This window comes from Mesorhizobium loti CJ3sym (assembly GCF_000472785.1).
GTDB lineage: Bacteria > Pseudomonadota > Alphaproteobacteria > Rhizobiales > Rhizobiaceae > Mesorhizobium > Mesorhizobium loti_E.
In genome coordinates, this window is record NZ_AXAL01000029.1 from 35,310 (window position 1) to 54,859 (window position 19,550).

Here is a 19,550-nt window from a genome sequence, read left to right on the forward strand (position 1 = left end):
GGGACGCGTCAAAGGGAGGAAGTGCGGGCGCCATGATCGAACAGGGTTCGATTGCGCTGATGTCCGAGACCCCCTTGCTGCGCGTCGAGGGCGTCAGCAAGCGGTTCGGCGGCGTTAATGCGCTGCGCGGCGTCAGCCTCGAAATCCTGTCGGGTGAAGTCCACGCGCTGCTTGGCGAAAACGGCGCCGGCAAATCGACGCTGATCAAGATCCTGAGCGGCGTGCATGTGCATGATGGCGGCTCGATCGAAATCGACGGCAAGCCTGTTTCGTTTGCGTCACCCGCCCAGTCGCGCGATGCAGGCGTGGCGGTCGTCTATCAGGATCTGAGCCTGGTCGAATCGCTTTCGGTCGCCGACAATCTGCTGCTGGGCCGAGAGCCGAGGACACGGCTTGGCTTCCTGAAAAAACGCCAGCTGGTGGCACAGGCCGAGGCGTTCCTCAAATCGCAGAACATTCCGCTCGATGCCCGCGCCATGGTCGGGTCGCTGCCCTTTGCCTATCGCCAGATGACCGAGATCGCCAAGGCGCTGATGGGCGACGTTCGCCTGCTCATCCTCGACGAACCAACCTCGGCGCTGACCGACGACGAGGAGAAGATCCTGTTCGAGGCGATCCGTGCGGTCGCGGCGCGTGGCGTCGGCGTGATCTACGTCACGCATCGCCTCAACGAGGTGTTCCGGATTTCGAACCGGGTGACCGTGTTCCGAGACGGGCAGAATGCCGGAACCTTCGTCACCGATCAAACCAATATGCGGCAATTGGTCGGCGCGATCGTCGGGCCGGATCATGCTGTGCTGAAGACGGACGGGGCGGCATCGGGACAAAGCGTGCCGTCGACTGGTTCGCCTGCAAAGCCGGTGCTCGAACTGGCTGATGTCAGCAATGACAGGCTCGATCGCGTCAACCTCGAATTGCGTGGCGGCGAGATTCATGGCCTTGCCGGGCTGATCGGCAGCGGGCGTACCGAAATCCTGCAGACCATCTTCGGCCTGCGGCCCTTCCAGTCTGGCGACGCCAGCCTTGAGGGCGTGTCGCTGAAGGGCACGGACCCGGCAGCGGCAATACGGCAGGGCATCGCGCTGGTGCCGGAGGACCGGCATGTCCAGGGGTTGGTCCTCGAACATTCGATCGAGCGCAATTTGACCTTGCCGCGCTTGCCGACTTTCTCTCGCCTTGGCTGGCTGCAGCGTCATGCGGCGAGCGAGCACGCCGATGCGGCGATGCGCAGGCTGGCCGTCAAGGCGCCGGGCGCATCGACCCTGGTGAAGAACTTGTCCGGCGGCAACCAGCAGAAGGTGGTGTTCGGCAAATGGAACGAGCCGCGGCCGCGCGTGCTGCTGCTCGACGAGCCAACGGTCGGCGTCGATGTCGGCGCGCGCGAGGAAATCTACGGCGTCATTCGTGCGGCGGCGACCGCTGGCAGTGGTGTGCTGCTGGTGTCGTCTGATCTCTCCGAGTTGCTGCAGCTCTGCGACCGCATTTCGATCGTCGTCGATGGCCGCATCATCAGGACGATTGCCAGACTGGATCTCGGCAGCGCCGAGGATCTTCATCATCTCATCCAAATTTCGCAGCCATCGGAAGAGCACGCGGCATGACTGAAACCCAGAGCCCGGCAAAAGCCGCCGTCAACCAGCCTGGCGGACGCCTGGCATTGCTGCATCTCTTGCAAGGCGAGCGTCCCTACATGCTCTACGTCGCCTTCGCGATCATGCTGGTCGTGTTCAGCCTGGCATCGCCCTGGTTCCTGTCGATCGACAATTTTCTCAACATCGGCCGGCAGACGACGCTGGTCTCGATCATTGCCGTGGGCATGACATTCGTCATCATCTCCCGGCAGATCGACCTGTCGGTCGCCTCGACGCTGGCGCTTTCAGGCATGAGCGCGTCGCTGGCCATGGCTTTTGTCGCCAACAACTGGGTTGTTGGCGCCGTGGCGGGGCTGGGCACCGGTGCGCTGATCGGGCTCATCAACGGTGTCTTGACCACGCGGCTCGAAATCCCGTCCTTCCTGGTGACATTGGGCACGCTGAGCGGTGCGCGCGGGCTGGCCCTGATGGTCACCAACACCAAGCCGGTCATCATCACCAACGAATATTATTTCGCGATCTTCGGCGAAGGCTCGGTGCTCGGCATTCCCGCACCGATCCTGTGGACGCTTGGCGTCACCATCGCCGGCATATTGCTGCTGCATTACAGCGTCTACGGGCGGCGGGTCTATGCGGCGGGCGGCAATCCGACGGCAGCACTTTATTCCGGCGTCCATATCAAGCAGGTCACGACGCTGGCCTTCGTTTTGACCGGGACACTCGCCGGGCTGGCATCGCTGATCCTGTCGGCGCGCTCGCACGCGGCGCGGCCCGACGTCGTGCAAGGCATGGAGCTCGACGTCATCGCCTCGGTGATCCTCGGCGGCTGCAGCCTGTTTGGCGGGCGCGGCTTCGTGCTCGGCACGCTGCTTGGCAGCCTGATCATCGGCACGCTCAACAACGGGCTGGTGCTGCTCGGCGTCAGCTCGTCGCTGCAACTCGTCATCAAGGGAGCAATCATCATCGCCGCGGTCGCGTTCACGAGGAGGTAAGGCGCGCACCCACGGATATCAGCAGAAGACCGCCGGCTCCAAACGGCAAACGAACATTCAAAAACCAACGGAGGAAAGTCATGAAACATTCGGCACGAATCCTATTCGGCACATTGAGCCTCGCCGCCAGCGCCTTTGCGCTGTCGACGTCCCTCGGTCTGGCGCAAACGCCGGACACCTGCGTTACCGGCGTCGACCTGGCGACGCTTGGCCCCAAGGGAATTGTGGGGCAGGGCCCGCACGGCGAAAAGGCAGCTTCGCCCGACGAGCTGAAACTGACCGACGACGAAGCCGCCAAGGTCAAGGCCGGCAAGTTCAAGGTCGGCATTTCCATGCAGACGGTGAACCTCGACTGGTCGCAGCTGCAAGTGGCGGGCATCAGCGAAACGCTGGCCAAATATGGCGTCACCGTCACCGGCGTGGCGTCGGCTGAATATCAGGTCGACAAGCAGATCGCCGATATCGAAAACACCATCCAGCAGCACCCCGACGGCATCATCTCCATCCCGGTCGACTTCACCGCGACGGCGCCGACCTACAAGAAGGTGGGCGAGGCCGGCATCAAGCTGGTGTTCATGGACTCTATCCCGGTCGGCCTCTCATCGCCAAAGGATTTTGCCTCGATGATCTCGGCCGACAGCCAGGGCAATGGCCAGATCGCGGCGACGATCCTGGCGTCCTGCATGCCCAAGGGCGGCACGATCGGCCTGGTCAATTTCGGCGTCGACTATTTCAGCACCAATGAGCGCACCAAGGGCGTCAGCGAGTGGATGAAGAAGAACCGGCCCGACATCGTCATGAAGCAGGTCGACTTCACCGATCCCTCGAAAGTGTCGCAGATTGCTGGCGACTTCCTCACCGGTAATCCCGATGTGAAGGGCCTATACGCGGTGTGGGATCAGCCGGCGCTCGACACGCTGTCCTCGATGCGCGCGCAAGGCATCGACATTCCAATCACCACGGTCGATCTCGGCCTGCAATCGGCGATCGAGATCGCCAAGGGCGGCCCGCTCAAGGCAACCGGTTCGCAGCGTCCCTATGACCAGGGCGTCGCCGAGGCGCTAGCGATGATGAAGGCGCTGATCGGGCAACCCACGCCCGCCTGGGTCGGCGTGCAGTCGCTGCCGGTGGTGCAATCCAACGTGCTGGAATCCTACAAGACCGTCTTCCACAAGGACCCGCCGGCCGAACTGGTCGACGCCTGCAATGCGGCGAAGCCGAAGTGCAATTGATTTGATGACATGGCCACGGGCACAGCAATTTGTGCCCGTGGCTGCCTGGCACGAGAGGCGCGTTCGGCCACGTCAGACCGGCGTCAGGCGCGCACCGGCTGGCGGCGGAGTTCGGCATCCACCGGGGCCACCAATGTGGCGCGTCAACAGGCGTAAATTTGGTCCCGATGCCGCATCAGGACGCCACAAGGCTCGCACAAGCGCCGGGGGCCACAGTGAAGCCGCACATCGTGCAGGCGGCGTGGAGGCTGAACCGGCCGTAACCACCGCGTGGCAAAAGGCTTGAGGGCTTGAAAAGCGCGGCAGTTCAAATTGAGGCCTTTGACGAACCGAATCTGATCATTGGCAAGGCGCCCATCGTGCGTGCGGTCTTCGAGGGGCGAGATATCTCGCCCTTGTGGAACGAGCTGTTCGGGCGCGTTTCGGCCGATATCACCGATGCGGCGGCGTTTCTCGATGTGTCGATCCTGCTTCACGCCATAGGCGAGGAAGAAAAGGCCGCGCTCAGCCAGAAGGCGGCACTCGATATCAGCCGCAAATACCGCATCCGCAACGGTCGCGGCACGGGGCCGAACGTGCTTGTTTTCATGACCGCCGGCGACTTCATGGCCAACACGCCGATCGAATTCCTGCTCGAGACATCCGACGCGAACATCCTGCTTCACTATGTCGACGCCGACACCGCTGACCTCAAGGACATTCCAGCGCACGATGTCGCGTTCGTGGCGGTCGGCGAGTCGGCTGAAAATCTGGCGGTGCTGGCGAACCTCGACCGGCTGCTGCGCGACTGGACCGGCCCGATCATGAACAACGCGCCGCGCCAGATCATGGGACTGTCCAGGGACGGCGTCGCGGACGCGCTCAAGGACGAGCCTTCGATCCTTGCCCCGGCCGCCGCGCGCGTTGATCGAGCCGTGGTCGAGAGCCTTGCTCGCGGGGACATCGAGGTCGGCGCGATCCTTGGGGCGAATTCGTTTCCGGTGATCGTGCGCCCGCTCGGCACGCATGCCGGCAAGGGAATGGAGAAGATCGCCACGCGCCTGGAGCTTTCGGCCTACCTGGAAGCGCACGCCGAGACCGAATTCTACGTCACGCCCTTCATCGACTACAGCGGCACGGACGGCAAATTCCGCAAGCAGCGTGTCGCTTTCATCAATGGGCGCCCCTATGCCAGCCATCTCGCGGTTTCCGAGCACTGGATGGTCCATTATCTCAACGCCGGCATGACCCAGCACGAAGACAGGCGTGCCGAGGAAGCGCTGTGGATGGCCAATTTCGACAGCGATTTCGCGGTGCGCCACGCGCGATCCTTCGATGCGCTTCATCGGCGTCTGGGGCTGGATTATTTCGCCATCGATTGCGCCGAACTCGCCGACGGCCGCCTGCTGGTATTCGAGGCGGATGTGGCGATGATCGTCCATTCCATGGATTGGGAGAGCATCTTTCCCTACAAGAAAAGCGCCATGCACAAGCTTTTCGCGGCGTTTGAAAACGCGCTGGAGCGGCGCGTGGCGCGCATGCTGCCGACGCCGACGACCGCATGCGCCCACACGGGAAAGCCGGCCGTCTACCAGCGAACCCATGACGACTGCCTGGTTTGCGCCCTGGCGATGCTGACTTGCCGAACCTACGAGGAGATCGAGGCCACCGCGCGAGGCTGCGATCCGGCCTATCCGTTCGGCGGGCCGATGAGCCATTCGATCATGCGAGGCGTTGCCAACAAATGCGGTTTCGTTCTCCTGAGCAGCATCTACATGCTGTGGGCCAAACCGGCGATCATCGGCGTGGTTTCGCCGACCGTTCCCAACACCGGCCACGCCGTCTTCTGGGACGGCGAGAAGATCATCGATCCGGGCTTCTGCGAACGCGTCGATCGTGCCTATGTCGACCGGTGCGGGTTGGAATTCACGCAGCGGGCGAGCGATCTCGAACCGCTGATAAGCCATGACGTCCAGATCTCCTACCTGGCCGGTGCCGTAACGTCCAATGAACCGCTTTGATCGCGAGCAGTTCGCCTTCGCCCTGATTTCGGAGACCATCATGCCTGCAAATCAGCGCGGGACCCTGCCGGTGCCGGCCGGTCCGGACCAGCAAACGGGCAGCCATGAGCACCGTTCCCCGGCGTCCGTTTCCTTCCTGCTCGGTACGGGTGGCGACAGGCGCATCTGGTTGGATGCGATCACCCGGCGCAACCGCTACGGAACGCGCACGACCCCGGCTGATGACGAGATCTCATTTTCGTCGACAACGGCAAGCAACATCTCGCGCGAGGGTTTTCAGGCGGCCGGGGTCGAGGCAGCGCGCCTTATCAACATGGCGTCGCCTTCGCCTGTCGCATCCGCGCAATGGTTCGCCGACATTCGCGACAGGATTGCCGGTAATCTTGGTTGTGCGGGAACTGACGTCGTTCTGGCCGCTTCCGGAACGGATGCGGAGCTTCTCGCGCTCTGCATGATTGCCGGCGTCTCGAGGCGTTCCCTGACCAATGTGCTTGTCGCGCCGGACGAAACGGGCAATGGCGTGCCACGCGCGGCGGCGGGATGTCACTACTCGGATTTGACGGCACTCGGCAGCGTCGTCGAGGCAGGTGCGCCGCTTGAAGGCCTGGCGCCGGACCGCATCGACGTGCGCACCATCGCCATCCGCACCGAGACGGGCGGGCCTCGCCGCCACCATGACATCGATGCCGATATCATCACCACCGTCGAGCTCGAATTGAAGCGCGATCGCGATGTGCTCGTCCACGTGCTCGATGCTTCGAAAACCGGCCTCCCGGCGGTGACCCGGCAGGCCGCGCGCCATGTCGCGGCCCTTGCGCCCGGGCGGGTGCATGTCGTCGTCGATGCCTGCCAGTTCCGCGGCTCGATTTCGCGGCTGCGCCAAGACCTGGCGGATGGTTTCATTGTGGCCCTGACCGGATCCAAGTTCATTGCCGGCCCGCCTTTTTCGGGCGCGCTCCTCATACCCGAGGCCATGGCCGAGGCGCTTGCCGCCAGGTCCGCCATTCCGGCAGGGCTGGCGGACTACACGGCGGCGCAGGACTGGCCGGTGGCCCTTCGCCAGCGCATGGGCTTCTCGTTCAAGTCGGAAATGAACCTTGGACTGGGTTTGCGCTGGGTTGCCGCGCTCGCCCATCTCGACCGCTATGCCGCGATCGATGAATTCCGGCAAGGCCTGCTGAAGGAAGAGTTCGTCCGCCTGGCGCTGTCTCGCATCGGCGCCGTCAAAGGCATCTCCCTGCATCCTGATGACGAAGGCGATCATCTCGGCGCCAGCGCCATGGTGCCGTTGACCGTCACCGACGGTGCCGGAGATTTCGCTTCGTTCGAGGTATGCCAGGCTGTCCAGCACTCGATGCGCGGCCTCAGTGGCGGGCCGATCTGCCATATCGGGCAAGCCGTGCGCCTGGGCCCGCGCACGGTGCTGCGCCTTGCCGCCTCCGCCGCCGATGTGGTCGGCGTTTCGGCGCGCATGGCGGCCGGCCAGTCGCTGCAGCAGGCGTTTGGTCCGATCGAATCCAGGCTCGACGTCTTCTTCCAGAAATTGGCTGTTGTCCTGCAACAGCCACGGGAAGCCTGATGCCGCTGCCTGTCGAGCAGAATGATGCGGGCGAGACCAGCCTTGATCCTGCGGACTGGGATGAGTTCCGCGCGGTCGCGCACGGCCTGCTGGATGACATGATCACCCACATCGAGACGATCCGGCAAAGGCCGGTATGGCAGAGGCCAAGCGATGAAGCGCGTGCCCGGTTTGACCGACCGCTGCCGCACCGACCCCGCGACCTCGGCGATGTCGTCGATGACGTGCGCACGCACATCATGCCGTTCGCGACCGGCAATCTGCATCCCTCGTTCATGGGCTGGGTTCATGGCGCGGGCACGCCGATCGGCATGGTGGCCGAAATTGTCGCCGGCGGCCTGAACATGAATTGCGGCGGCCGCGACCATGCCGGTCTCGTGGTCGAACAGCAGATAGCGCGCTGGATGAGCGAGGTGCTCGGCTACCCCGATGGCGCTAGCGGCCTGTTCCTCACCGGCTCGTCGATGGCAAACTTCGTCGCGTTGACGATCGCCAGAACCGAAGCCATGGGCCAGTCGGTCCGGGAAACCGGCCTGCGCGGCACTGACCGTCAGCTTGTCGCCTACACGTCAACCGAGGCGCATTCCTGCATCGCGCAGGCCATGCAGCTGTCCGGCATCGGCTCGGCGAACCTGCGCACCATCGTGGTCGACGCTGCCGGAAGGATGCTGCCTGGCGCGTTGCGCGCCGCCATCGACCAGGATCGCGTCAGCGGATTCCTGCCGTTTCTCGTCGTCGGAACCGCGGGAACGGTGAACACCGGCGCCATCGATCCGCTGGCTGAAATCGCCGAAATCGCATCGAGGGAAGGTCTCTGGTTTCATGTCGACGGCGCGATCGGTGCACTTGCCATGCTGTCCGATACGCTGCAGGGGCTTTTCAAGGGCATCGAAAAGTCGGCATCGGTGGCGCTCGATTTTCACAAATGGGGCCAGGTTCCTTATGATGCCGGGTTCCTGCTCGTGCGCGACGGCGATGCCCAGAAGCGGACATTCGCGCAGCCGGCCGCCTATCTGCAGCGTGCCGATCGCGGGCTTGCCGCCGGCGAAACCTGGCCTTGCGATCTTGGCCCGGACCTGTCGCGCGGGTGCCGCGCCTTGAAGACTTGGATGACGATCGAAGCGCTGGGAGCGGACCGTATCGGCGGCTCGATCGCCCACACATGCAGGCTCGCCGGCCATCTCGCCGAACGCCTGGAACGCCATTCGTCCTTTGAGTTGAAAGCGCCCGTGGCGCTCAACATCGTCTGTTTCGGCATTCGCGGGGCGGATTCCGAGTTTGTCCGCAAACTGGTGCTGGACCTTCAGGACTCCGGCCTGGCCGCGCCTTCGTGGACAACTCTCAACGGTGAACTGGTCGTGCGCTGCGCAATCGTCAACCACCGCACGACGGTGGCTGACATCGATGCGTTCATCGATACGCTCGACCAGTATCTGGCCGGTTCGAGCGGCTAGCCCTTCGTTTCCACCAGGATCACCAGCGATTCCGGCACCACGCCATCGTGCGTCATGGCATCCGCTGCCGCCTTGCTCTGCATCAGCGCCGCCATCTTGTCCATGTCCGGAACGTCCATCATCACGGCCACCCGTTTCGGGTTCTGCGGATCGACGAAGGTGCGGATGTTGGTGATCCCCAGCGAGCCGAAAAGCTCCTTGCGCTTGGGTGAACTGAGCCAGTGCTTGGTGTCTTTCGAGATGTTGTGATGGCCGATTACGGTTGGCATGGCATCCCTCCCCAAGGTGACGCCGGCGGCCGAAATCGCCCGCCTGTTGCTGCGATCCACCTGTGCGGCCAGTGAGCGCCGTTTCCATCGGGCTGTCAATTAGCTGTTGCTGATGGATGCTGTGGTATCGGGCAAAGTGCAAAGCCAGGTCGTCAGATATCGCCACGTCCGTGGGAAGCGTCTAAAGCTCCAGGCAGACCTTGCCGAAATGCTTTTGCGCTCCGTAATGCCTGAAGGCGGCTGCTATGTCGCGCAGCGGGAAACGGCGGTCGACGACCGGCTTGAGGTGATTGACCTCGATCGCCCGGATCATGTCCTCCTGGTCCGCCCGGCTGCCGATGGAAATGCCGCTGATGCGGATCTGGTTTGAAAACAGCGCCGGGATGAAGACCTCAGCCGCAAAGCCGGTCAGCACGCCGATCAGGGCGATGTGACCACCTGTGCGACAAGCGGTTATCGACTGCGCCAGCGTGGCGGGGCCGCCGACCTCGATGACGTGGTCGACGCCGCGTCCGTCGGTCAACTCCCTGGCGGCACGACCCCAGTCCGGCACGGCCTTGTAGTTGATGGTTGCATCGGCGCCGAGCCGACCGAGCCTCTCCAGCTTCTCTTCGCTGGATGAGGTGGCGATGACCCGTGCGCCGGCGGCCTTGGCGAATTGCAGCGCAAACAGCGACACGCTGCCGGTGCCAAGCACCAATACCGTGTCGCCGGGCTTAACCTTGCCGCAGACAACCAGGCCTCGCCAGGCGGTGACGGCGGTGCAGGTCAGGGTTGCGGCTTCGATATGCGTATAGCCGTCCGGAGCCTTGGTGAAGGCATGCGCGGGCATGCAGACATATTCGCTGGCCACGCCGTCAAAGCTGTCGCCCGGCACATCGCGCCTGGTGGTGGGCGTCATGTCGCCATCCAGCCAGAAGGGGTAGAAAACGCTGACGACATGGTCGCCGGGCTTCAGCGCCTCGACGCCGCTGCCCACGGCGATCACCTCGCCGGCGCCATCGGACAACGGGACTCGGCCATCGGCGAGCGGCGTCTTGCCCTGCACGGCGAAATCGTCGCGCATGTTCAACGAGCAGGCGCGGATCCTGACCAGCACGTCACCCGGGCCCGGCTTCGGCGGATATTCCTCGACCAGTTCGAGCCTCTCCAAGCCACCCGGCGCTCTCAGCCTGACGAGCTTCATTGTCTTCTCCGATGTGTGATGTGGTCAGGACGGCTTGGATCTATCGGACCGGTCGGCCTGAGATCACCCTCAGCCAAGGTGCGAGATGAAATGCACTCATCAGGAGATACATGGCCGGCATCCCGGTTAAGGACGGGCCGGTGAGCGGCAAGGCGCCCATGCACATCATGGATGCATCACTGCCCTGAAGGCAGGAGAGCAGCGCCATCACCGCGAAAGTCGGGGCGGCGGCGAGACACAGCCAGTCTGCGATGCCGAGGGCGGGAGTTCCCGTATTGTCGGAGGTGGTGCCGCCGGCGCTTGTGTGGATGTCGCTCATGGTCTTTTCCCCTGATGGCCATGCCAGTCTTGGAGCGTCGCGTGTGGGAGCCCCGGACCTGCGGTCCGACCTCCCCACAAGGGGGAGGTGGGCAGATTGCGATGCGCCCCGCCAGTCCCAGCTACTCGCCCTTGTCCCGGAACGCGGCTTCCCCGGCGGCGGAGACTTCGGCCCATTTCTTGTCGGCTCCGGCTTCGTAATTGTCGTGCCAGTTCCACCAGCTGTAGAGCGGCGTCTGCGGATAGCCTTCAGGCGAGTCCTCCCAGATCTCCTGGCGGCCGAGCGGGGTGGCGTCGAGATAGCTCCAGACGGTGCCCATCGCCTCGTCGCCGCGGCTGTTGATGAAATACGTGCGGAAGATGCGGTCGCCGTCATGGATGAAGACGTTGTGGCCGTGCCACTCGTCGACGCCGAAATCCTTGTCGAAGCTGTCGGTGATTGTGTACCAGGGCATCTCCCAGCCCATCCGCGCCTTCAGCCTGACAATGTCGGCCTGCGGCGCGCGAGACGCGTAGGCAAGCGTGGTGTTGCGGGCGTTGAGATGAGCGAGGTGGCCGACCTGGTCGGCGCCGAGCGAACAGCCGCGGCAGGCATGTTCGGGCCAGCCATAGACGCCCGGCTCGAAGAAAGCGCGGTAGACGATCAGCTGGCGGCGGCCTTCGAACAAATCGAGCAGGCTCGCCTTGCCATTGGGGCCTTCAAACTCATAGGCCTTGTCCACTTCCACCCACGGCATGCGGCGGCGCTCGGCGGCGAGCGCATCCTTGGCGCGCAGCGTCGCCTTCTCCTTCACCAGCATCTTCTCGTGCGCTGCCTGCCATTCCTGCTGTGAAACGACCGGAGGGGTCTTTATCGTCAAGTGCTTGGTCATTGGTCTTCTCCTTTGCCAGTCATTGGGTTGCTGGTGATGGGGCCGTTGCGGCCTGCTGCTTCGCGGGGATCCAGGGTAGGGCGGTGAAACGGGGCGGGGTGCGTTACTTCAGCGACGGGATTTGAATCGGCCGGCCCGGCGCAGCAGGGATGGCGCATCCGCTGGGCAGGTTCGGCTGTATTGTGGGACGGCGTGTCGGTGGGCATCTCAGGTCTCCTTGGCTTGCCGCTTCGGTGATGCGGCTTGCTGCTTGGCGGTGGTGACTTAAGTTAGGGCGGTCAGGCCGAGGGGTGGGAGTTACAAGTGTGACGGGATTTGAATGGACTCGCTGATCACGGCGGCAGCACTGGCGCTGGCGGCAGGCGATCCGCTCGGCGCGCTCGACCGCGTTGCGCTGCGCGAGGATGCGCCGGCGCTGGCGCTGCGCGGCATTGCCATGGCGCAGCTTGGCGACTTCGACCGCGCCAAGCTGCTCTTGCGGCGGGCGGCCCGGGCGTTCAGCCCGAAAGAGGCTGTCGCGCGGGCCAGATGCGTCGTCGCCGAGGCCGAGATCGCGCTGGTCTCGCGTGATCTGGGCTGGCCGGCCAAGGCGCTCGACGCGGCGCGCACGACGCTGGAAAAGCATGGCGACCGGCTGAACGCGGCGCATGCCGGCCATCTCAAGGTGCGGCGCCTGCTGTTGATCGGCCGCCTCGACGAAGCCGAGCATGTGCTGGCCGGGCTCGACCCGACGCCGCTGCCGCCGGCTGCACGGGCCGCGCATGAACTTGCTGTCGCCGGCATCTCCATGCGGCGGCTCAGAACCCGGCCGGCGCGCGCGGCACTCGAATGGGCCCGCCACGCCGCCCGGCAGGCCGGCATTCCGGGCCTCATGGCGGAGGTCGACAGCGCATCTCTGGCGCTGGAAACACCGGCGGCACGGCTGATCAGCCAAGGCACGGAGCGGCCATTGCTGCTCGAAGAGGTCGAGGCGCTGCAGGCGTCGCCGGCGGTTGTCGTCGATGCCTTTCGCTATGCCGTGCGCGCCGGGGACAGAACCGTCTCGCTGGCAAGCCGCCCGGTGCTGTTTGCGCTGGCGCGTGCGCTTGCCGAGGCCTGGCCAGGGGATGTGTCGCGTGAAGAGCTCGTGGCGCGGGCCTTTGGCGGCAAGCATGCCGATGAATCGCACCGCGCCCGCCTGCGCGTCGAGATCGGCCGGCTGCGCGCCGAGCTTGGTGCGCTGGCCGACATCAGCGCCACCAAGCGCGGTTTCACGCTGGCGCCGCGCCAAGCGCGCGCGATGCTGGTGCTGGCACGGCCGATCGAGGAACGGCACGCGGCGGTGCTTGCCTTGCTTGCCGACGGCGAAGCCTGGTCGAGCTCGGCCCTGGCGCTGGCGCTCGGCACCGGCCAGCGCAGCGTACAGCGGGCGCTCGAGCTGTTGGCCGAGGCCGGCAAGGTGCAGTCTTTCGGCCATGGCCGCGCGCGCCGCTGGATGACGCCGCCAATGGCCGGATTCACGACCACCTTGTTACTCCCGGCATCGCTGCCAAGCGGCTAGGAAGGGAAAACGACCACTATCGAGGACAAACACATGAAGCATTCAGCGGCCGAAATCCTGCGCGAATACGGACCCTTTCCCGGTGTGGAGCGAATACATGGGGTGAGCTTTGACGGCGAGCACGTCTGGTTTGCCTCGGGCGAAAAACTCAATGCCTTCGATCCGCAAAGCGGGCAGACGCTGCGTTCGATCGATGTCGCCGCCCATGCCGGCACCGCCTTTGACGGCCAGCATTTCTTCCAGCTCGCCAATGATCGCATCCAGAAGATCGATCCCGATACCGGCGCGGTGCTCTCCACCATCCCGGCGCCCGGCGGCGGCCGCGACTCCGGGCTGACCTGGGCCGAAGGCACGCTTTGGGTGGGGCAGTACCGCGAGCGCAAGATCCACCAGATCGATCCCGAGACCGGAGAAATCCTGCGCACCATCGAATCCAACCGCTTCGTCACCGGGGTGACCTGGGTGGATGGCGAGCTGTGGCACGCCACCTGGGAAGGCGACGAGAGCGACCTGCGCCGCGTCGATCCAAAAACCGGCAAGGTTCTGGAAAAGCTCAACATGCCTGATGGCATCGGCGTCTCGGGGATGGAGTCCGATGGCGGCGACCGCCTGTACTGCGGCAGCACATCCGATGGTGTGGTGCGGGCAGTGCGCCGGCCGAAATGAGCCGGGTCTTTTGACGCAGACATCAGGTCGAGCCTCGCGAATTTGTCCGCCGCGACTGGTCGTCGCCCAAGGTCGTGCCTAGATAGGCTGCGATGGGCGACCGCCCGGACATCTCTTCGCAAAGGACCTGACATGCCAGAACAGATCACGCTGAACGACGGCGCCACCATTCCCCAGCTTGGCCTTGGCGTGTGGCAGGTCGACCATGACATAACCGCCGATGTGGTGGGTTGGGCGATCAAGGCCGGCTACCGGCTGATCGACACCGCCGAGGGTTATCAGAACGAGGAAGGGGTCGGCGAGGCGATCCGCGCTGCCGATGTGCCGAGAAGCGAACTGTTCATCACCTCGAAGCTGCGCAATGGCGCTCACCAGCGCGATGCGGCCCTGCGCGCTTTCGACAACACGATGAAGAAGCTCGGCATCGAGCAGCTCGATCTGTTCCTCATCCACTGGCCGGTGCCCAGCCAGGACAAATATGTCGAAGCCTGGAAGACGTTGGTGGAGCTGCAGAAGGGTGGCCGCATCAGGTCGATCGGCGTCTCGAATTTCAACAGCGATCATCTGGAGCGGATCATCGGCGAGACCGGCGTGACGCCCGTCGTCAACCAGATCGAACTGCATCCGCGCTTCCAGCAGCGCGCACTCAGGGAGTTTCATGCCGGGCACAACATCCACACCGAAAGCTGGAGCCCGCTGGGCAGCGGCAAGCTGCTCGGCGACCCGACGATTGCAGGCATTGCCAAAAAATACGGCAAATCCGCCGCGCAGACCATGATCCGCTGGCACCTCCAGGAAGGGCTGATCGTCATTCCAAAATCGATCCAGCAAGACCGCATCGCGGCCAATTTCGACGTCTTCGATTTTGAACTGGACGCGCAGGACCTGAAGACGATCGCAGGCATGGATTTGGCTGACGGACGCGGCGGCCCGAACCCGGCCACGGCTTCGTTTTTGTTTTGAGTTAGTCCGGCAGATCGACCAGCACGGCGCCGCCTTCCAAGCGCGCCGAATAGCTCTTGAGATTGATGCAGGGCGGCAGACGTTTGGCTGCGCCGGTGCGATAGTCGAAGGCGCCGCCGTGCTTGGGGCATTCGACCTCGTAGTCCATCACCAGCCCGTCGGCGAGATGGACCGCCTCATGGGTGCACAGCCCGTCGGTGCAGAACACTTCGTCGTCGGGCGAGCGGAAGATGGCGTAGGTCCGGCCGCCATGATCGAAACGGAGCGCGCCTTCCTGTTCGATGTCGTCGAGGCCGCAGGCCTTGATCCAACTGGACATGTTTCTCACCCTAAATTCGATCGCGAACGGCGGCCGGAGCGGCTGAAACCGCTCCGGAGGCCCCAGTCTCGACTCTAGTTCTTGCTAAGATAGTCGGTAGCGTTGGCTGGCGTGACCAGTTCGAACGGCACATAGACGACACGGTCGACCTTCTCGCCCTTGGCGAGGGCGAGTGCCGCATCGACACCGCCGCCGCCCTGGCCCTTGGCGTTCTGGAACACGGTCACAGCCAGGTCGCCCGCCTTCATCGCCTGCAGGCCATCCTGGGTGGCGTCGATGCCGCCGACGACAACGTTCTTCATGTCGATGGCATTGGCCTTCAGCGCCAGGATGGCACCGATGGCGGATTCGTCGTTGTTGGCGATGACAGCATCCGGGGCAGGGCCTGCCGTCAACCAGTTTGTCATCAGGTTCTGCGCATTGTCGCGTGCCCATTCGGACGACTGCTTGTCGGTGACCTTGATGAAGTTGCACATGTCGGTGGCGAAGATCTGTTCGACATCCTTGGTCCGCTGCAGTGCGGCCTGGTGAACAAGGCTGCCCATGACGATGTAGGCCGTGGCGCCAGCGGATTTGCCCTTCGCGCGCAAGAGCTTACACACTTCGAATGCCTCTATCGTGCCGGATTCCGTTTCGTTGGAGCCAACATAGACTTGGCTTGCCGGCAGATTCTTCATGTCGGACGGTTCGAGGTTGACGAAGACCAGCGGAATGCCGGCCTTGGCGGCTTCCTCGCTGATCGTCTTCGACGCGTTGGTGTCGACCAGCGTGACGATGATGGCATCGACGCCGCTTGCGATGAAGTTCTTGACCTGGTCGAGTTGCTTGGCGACGTCGTTCTGCGCATCCTCGACCTGGATGCCGGCGCCTTTTTCCTTGGCGCGGTCCTGCATGCTGTGCATCAGCAGCGTCTGGAAATTGTTGTCGAAGTTGACGATGCTGACGCCGATCTTGGCGGCGAAGGCTGATGTCGACATCAATGTGGCCAGCGCCGTCGAAATGAGAAGTTTCTTCACGGTTTCCTCCCTTGGATGGAGTGCCGGTTCACTCCTCCCTTGATTACCGGCCCTTGCGGGATGGCTGGATGGATGGCTGGCGCCATCCGTGTGGCTGTCTGGTCGGGCTATCAGTTGGCGGCGTTGGCACGCGCCTTCTTCTTCTCGTAGCGAGCCTGCATGCGGGCCTCACCTTCCTTGCTGCCGTCGTGGAAAGTGCCCAACCATCGGTCGAACGGGATGAGCCCGTCGCCGTAGTTCACCTCGAAATATTTGTGGTGGAGGTAGTGGATGTAGGCGTGGCTATCGACGCTGGTGTCTTCGCCGAGTTCGACCTTGTCGAAGCCGACGTGGCCGGGAATGGCGCCGAAGCCGGCATAGTGGAGTTGATAGAGCGCCAGCAGTGGGTTCGACGGGATGACCAGGTGCCAGAATGCAACGCCGAGATAGCCGAACTGCTCGACAGGATGCATCGCCAGCGACGACCATGGCGACGGGTTGACCGAATTGTGGTGCACCGAGTGCACCCATTTGTAGAGTGGCGGCCAGTGGATCGCCCGGTGCAGCAGGAAGAAATGCGTCTCGTGGATAATCGGCACCACCAGCGCCAGGCAGAACAGGTATACGGGGTGCTCCGCGACCGTCAGCCACGGCACGTAGCCATTGGCGTAGGCATAGAGGATCGCCACCTCGATCGCTGTCCAGATCGGCATTCCTGTGCCGAAGGTGCGCAGCATGTTGTCGAGATTCTGGTTCTGGAAGAAGAACGCCTTGCTCTTTTGCTCCGACGGCCATTTGCCGTTGTATTTGAACCGGTTGCCCTGGCTTCTCAAGATGTAGAGTCGGATCTCGAAAGCGCCGAAGAACAGAAGCAATGCCGCGCAGTTGACGAGGAACAGCCGTAGGATCCAGCCCCAGCCAATCGTCTTCATCACCTCGACATCGGGCAGCACGAAGTGCCACCAGGCCACCGCCGAGAGCGCGAAGAGGAGATTGTAGGGCAGGAAATAGTGCGGCAGCCATTTCAGGAACGCCAGCGGTCGCGGCGGGAAGGTAAAAAGCGGCGCGGTGCCGGCAGGCTCGTTCGGAGCCCAGTCGCCGCGCTTGTTGCGTGTTCCGTATTTCAGATCGTCCATGGCGGTCTCACGAGGGCTTGGTTTCACAAAGACTGGGAAAGAGTGAGGAAGCGGTCATGGGCGGCATCGTCCATGTCCACCTGGTGCCTGGCCTCGGGGTAAAGGCCATCGGCCACGTCGCGGCCGAACGCGCGGAAGGCGGCGATGCGCTTTTCCTGCAGTTCGGCTTCCAGCGTGACGAAGTCGGCGTAGCGCCTGGCGTGGCGTGGATAGTGGCCGGTATGAGTGCCGAGCACGTCAGAGGAAAACAGATACTGCGTGTCGCAGGCGCTGCCGCAACCCATGCCCATGGTGATCAGCGGCGTCGAGCGGGTGATGTGCTCGGCAAGCCTGACCGGCACCACTTCGACCTCGATGCAGGCCGCGCCAGCGTTTTCCAAATCCTTGGCGGCGCGCAGCACTTTGATGGCCTCTTCGGCTGACCTGCCGATGGCGCGGAAATTCGTCCAAGTGGCGCGGTTCGGCACCAGGCCGACATGTCCGGTGACGGGAATGCCTTCGGCCGCCATGGCTTCGATGAAGCGCGGCGAATGCGACGAATAGACCGCATCGGCGCCGCGCTTTATCATTGCGAAGCCGAGCCGCACCGCCTCATCAGGCGAGGCGACCGCGCCATGCGGCATGCCGACGGAGAGGAAGGCGAACGGCGCCGCCTGGCGGATCAATTCGAGATTGTGGTCGGGTTCGCAGGACAGGATGACGATGTCGCTGGCGACGTCGGCGCCGGCCTCGGCCGGCGTGTCGACATGCAATTGCAGCCATTTGCGGATGCCCTTGGTGCTCTGGAGGTCTTGTACTGTCAGCCGTCTCGTCACCGGTGATCCTCCCATTTGCGAGAGGCGTAGCATCGCGGGCGGCAGATGGCCGCTTGTTCCTTGATCAAATCAGATCAAAGGTTCTCAGCGGTAAAGGTGATGAAGCGGATCGGCGGGTTTTCGATCGGCAGGTCGTGCAGGCCAAGCCGAGCCAGGATGAGGTCGATGGCGCGGCGCGCCTGCGCTTCCGGCGCCTGGTCGAGCACGACGTCCATGGTCCCCGCGCGCAGGGCTACGCTGCTGCGCTCGGTCAGTTCATGGCCGACGAAGAAAATTTCGTGGCGGCGTGAACGGCGTTCCAGCACCTCGTTCAATGAGCCATTGCCACCCCCGGCATTGTAGAAGCCGGCGAGATCCGGGCGCTGGCCCAGCACATCGACGAGAAGGTCAGCGCTGCGGTGGCCCTCGTCATGACCGAACAGCACCTCGACAAAGGCGAGGTCGGCGCGCGGATGTTCTGCAAGATAATCGGAAAAGCCGCGGATGCGGTCGCGGTGCACCTGGTAGATCTGGCTGTGGCAGAGCGCGACGATGCTGCCGCTGCCCGTCTGCATGCGGCTCATCAATTGCGCGGCCATGCGGCCGGCGGCGTAATTGTCGATGCCGACATAGTCGGCCTTCGAGCCGGCGATGCGGGTCACCACCTGGACCGTTGGAACGCCTTGCGCCTCGACTTCGGCGAGCGCGGCGCGGATTAATGGATCGTCCGGCACCGCCAGGATAAGCCCGCCACGGCGCATGCCGGGTTCGCGGATGCGCCGGGCGACGGCGGAAGCGTCGCCTTCGTCGAGAAAGGTCCGGTGCACAGCGACAGTGCGGTCGAGCGTGGCCGCGATGCGCTCGAAGGCGCGGGACAGTCGGGAGAAAAAAGTCGAGTCCGGCCGCACCAGGATGACCTCGATGCGGATGATGCCGCGATGCGCCTCGGGCAGCCGGCGCGGATAGTCGAGCGAGCGCGCGGCGGCAACCACCTTCTCCACCGTCTCGGGCCGAACACCGCCCCGGCCGTTGAGCACGCGCTCGACCGTCGCGGTGCCGACACCGGCACGGCGGGCGATGGCGGCGAAGGTTGGTTTGGCGATGGCGTCCTCCCTGATGCGATTTGATCAGGGAGTTATCATACTTTTGCTGGGAAAGCTCAGATCCCCGACCCATCCAATTGCTGCGCATCCTCGCCTTCCCAAGGCGCCGGCAGCGCGCCGCCGCGGCTGAGGTTGGCCGAGGGCAGGGGCATCCAGCACTTCAGCTCCGGGTCGGCATATTCGACGACGCGGCCGGGCGAGGAATCCGACGCGCGCCAGCCTTCGCCGGCGAACTGGTCGCCGCGCGCCCAATAGGCAAGGTCGACTTCAGCGGGCCCTTGTTCGGACGGGCGCACCGTGACCAGGATGCGGCTGCCGTCCTTCGGCGCCGTCGACATGTGGCGCCACCGTTCGGGCTCGTCCATCGTATTTCCTCCTGCCTTGGTGCGAGATGAAGTGTCGCCTCGCCATCAGGGGCGGTCAACCCAAACTTTACGCAACTCATACGGTTTCGATCGGCAGTCAAATGTCTCAATCCGCCTTGATCAAAAATGTCGGATGGCATCGATTGCTTTCGTCCTAGGTCTGGCGATGTTCGCC

The 19,550-nt window shown here is 63.9% G+C and carries 19 protein-coding genes; 9 read left to right on the forward strand and 10 right to left on the reverse strand.

Going from position 1 to position 19,550, the window contains the following annotated elements; genetic code table 11:
- Positions 1 to 32: 32 nt before the first annotated feature.
- From A3A9_RS0130415 to A3A9_RS39775, 6 genes are all read left to right on the forward strand, one after another.
- Positions 33 to 1,601, forward strand: coding sequence for a sugar ABC transporter ATP-binding protein (locus A3A9_RS0130415; protein ID WP_027062010.1), 1,569 nt, complete (start codon positions 33 to 35; stop codon positions 1,599 to 1,601).
- Positions 1,598 to 2,584: an ABC transporter permease gene (locus A3A9_RS0130420; protein WP_027062011.1), complete on the forward strand. Its 987-nt coding sequence runs from the start codon at positions 1,598 to 1,600 to the stop codon at positions 2,582 to 2,584. Before A3A9_RS0130415 ends, A3A9_RS0130420 begins: the two co-directional genes overlap by 4 nt.
- A gap of 80 nt (positions 2,585 to 2,664) precedes the next feature.
- Complete coding sequence (locus A3A9_RS0130425) at positions 2,665 to 3,816, forward strand: substrate-binding domain-containing protein (RefSeq protein ID WP_027062012.1); 1,152 nt, start codon at positions 2,665 to 2,667, stop codon at positions 3,814 to 3,816.
- Between the two features lie 359 nt (positions 3,817 to 4,175).
- Positions 4,176 to 5,816, forward strand: coding sequence for an ATP-grasp domain-containing protein (locus tag A3A9_RS39765; RefSeq protein ID WP_202596421.1), 1,641 nt, complete (start codon positions 4,176 to 4,178; stop codon positions 5,814 to 5,816).
- Positions 5,803 to 7,395, forward strand: a complete 1,593-nt coding sequence (locus A3A9_RS41945; RefSeq protein WP_051371278.1) for a hypothetical protein — start codon at positions 5,803 to 5,805, stop codon at positions 7,393 to 7,395. The genes A3A9_RS39765 and A3A9_RS41945 overlap by 14 nt, the downstream gene beginning before the upstream one ends.
- Positions 7,395 to 8,849, forward strand: a complete 1,455-nt coding sequence (locus A3A9_RS39775; RefSeq protein ID WP_033838883.1) for a pyridoxal phosphate-dependent decarboxylase family protein — start codon at positions 7,395 to 7,397, stop codon at positions 8,847 to 8,849. Before A3A9_RS41945 ends, A3A9_RS39775 begins: the two co-directional genes overlap by 1 nt.
- Here A3A9_RS39775 and A3A9_RS0130445 read toward each other — a convergent pair.
- The 4 genes from A3A9_RS0130445 to A3A9_RS0130460 all read right to left on the reverse strand — a co-directional run bounded on the left by A3A9_RS0130445 (position 8,846) and on the right by A3A9_RS0130460 (position 11,494).
- Positions 8,846 to 9,118 carry a hypothetical protein gene (locus tag A3A9_RS0130445; RefSeq protein WP_027062013.1) on the reverse strand — a complete coding sequence of 91 codons (273 nt, stop codon included), beginning with the start codon at positions 9,116 to 9,118 and terminating at the stop codon, positions 8,846 to 8,848. The two genes, A3A9_RS39775 and A3A9_RS0130445, sit on opposite strands and share 4 nt — an antisense overlap.
- 181 nt (positions 9,119 to 9,299) lie before the next feature.
- Complete coding sequence (locus tag A3A9_RS0130450; protein WP_027062014.1) at positions 9,300 to 10,304, reverse strand: zinc-dependent alcohol dehydrogenase family protein; 1,005 nt, start codon at positions 10,302 to 10,304, stop codon at positions 9,300 to 9,302.
- Positions 10,305 to 10,344: 40 nt separating this feature from the next.
- Positions 10,345 to 10,623: a hypothetical protein gene (locus A3A9_RS0130455; RefSeq protein WP_027062015.1), complete on the reverse strand. Its 279-nt coding sequence runs from the start codon at positions 10,621 to 10,623 to the stop codon at positions 10,345 to 10,347.
- A gap of 121 nt (positions 10,624 to 10,744) precedes the next feature.
- Entirely contained in the window at positions 10,745 to 11,494 is a 750-nt protein-coding gene (locus A3A9_RS0130460; RefSeq protein WP_027062016.1) for a DUF899 domain-containing protein, read from the reverse strand.
- Positions 11,495 to 11,813: 319 nt separating this feature from the next.
- Here A3A9_RS0130460 and A3A9_RS0130465 point away from each other — a divergent pair, with 319 nt between their 5' ends.
- The 3 genes from A3A9_RS0130465 (at position 11,814) to A3A9_RS0130475 (ending at position 14,663) form a co-directional block, all read left to right on the forward strand.
- Entirely contained in the window at positions 11,814 to 13,034 is a 1,221-nt protein-coding gene (locus A3A9_RS0130465) for a hypothetical protein (protein WP_027062017.1), read from the forward strand.
- Between the two features lie 33 nt (positions 13,035 to 13,067).
- A complete protein-coding gene (locus A3A9_RS0130470) occupies positions 13,068 to 13,700 on the forward strand; it encodes a DUF5074 domain-containing protein (protein WP_027062018.1) in 633 nt (210 codons plus the stop codon).
- A gap of 132 nt (positions 13,701 to 13,832) precedes the next feature.
- Entirely contained in the window at positions 13,833 to 14,663 is an 831-nt protein-coding gene (locus A3A9_RS0130475) for an aldo/keto reductase (protein WP_027062019.1), read from the forward strand.
- 1 nt (position 14,664) lies between these two features.
- On the opposite strand, the gene A3A9_RS0130480 is transcribed toward A3A9_RS0130475, so the two are convergent.
- The 6 genes from A3A9_RS0130480 to A3A9_RS0130505 all read right to left on the reverse strand — a co-directional run bounded on the left by A3A9_RS0130480 (position 14,665) and on the right by A3A9_RS0130505 (position 19,375).
- Positions 14,665 to 14,982 carry a MocE family 2Fe-2S type ferredoxin gene (locus A3A9_RS0130480; protein ID WP_027030035.1) on the reverse strand — a complete coding sequence of 106 codons (318 nt, stop codon included), beginning with the start codon at positions 14,980 to 14,982 and terminating at the stop codon, positions 14,665 to 14,667.
- Between the two features lie 74 nt (positions 14,983 to 15,056).
- Positions 15,057 to 15,998: a substrate-binding domain-containing protein gene (locus A3A9_RS0130485; protein ID WP_027062020.1), complete on the reverse strand. Its 942-nt coding sequence runs from the start codon at positions 15,996 to 15,998 to the stop codon at positions 15,057 to 15,059.
- 110 nt (positions 15,999 to 16,108) lie between these two features.
- Positions 16,109 to 17,113, reverse strand: coding sequence for a sterol desaturase family protein (locus tag A3A9_RS0130490; RefSeq protein WP_027062021.1), 1,005 nt, complete (start codon positions 17,111 to 17,113; stop codon positions 16,109 to 16,111).
- A gap of 23 nt (positions 17,114 to 17,136) precedes the next feature.
- Positions 17,137 to 17,928, reverse strand: coding sequence for a 3-methyl-2-oxobutanoate hydroxymethyltransferase (locus A3A9_RS0130495; protein ID WP_027062022.1), 792 nt, complete (start codon positions 17,926 to 17,928; stop codon positions 17,137 to 17,139).
- A 74-nt stretch (positions 17,929 to 18,002) separates the two neighbouring features.
- Positions 18,003 to 19,010 carry a LacI family DNA-binding transcriptional regulator gene (locus tag A3A9_RS0130500; protein WP_027062023.1) on the reverse strand — a complete coding sequence of 336 codons (1,008 nt, stop codon included), beginning with the start codon at positions 19,008 to 19,010 and terminating at the stop codon, positions 18,003 to 18,005.
- A 56-nt stretch (positions 19,011 to 19,066) separates the two neighbouring features.
- A complete protein-coding gene (locus A3A9_RS0130505) occupies positions 19,067 to 19,375 on the reverse strand; it encodes a hypothetical protein (RefSeq protein WP_027030030.1) in 309 nt (102 codons plus the stop codon).
- Between the last annotated feature and the right edge of the window lie 175 nt (positions 19,376 to 19,550).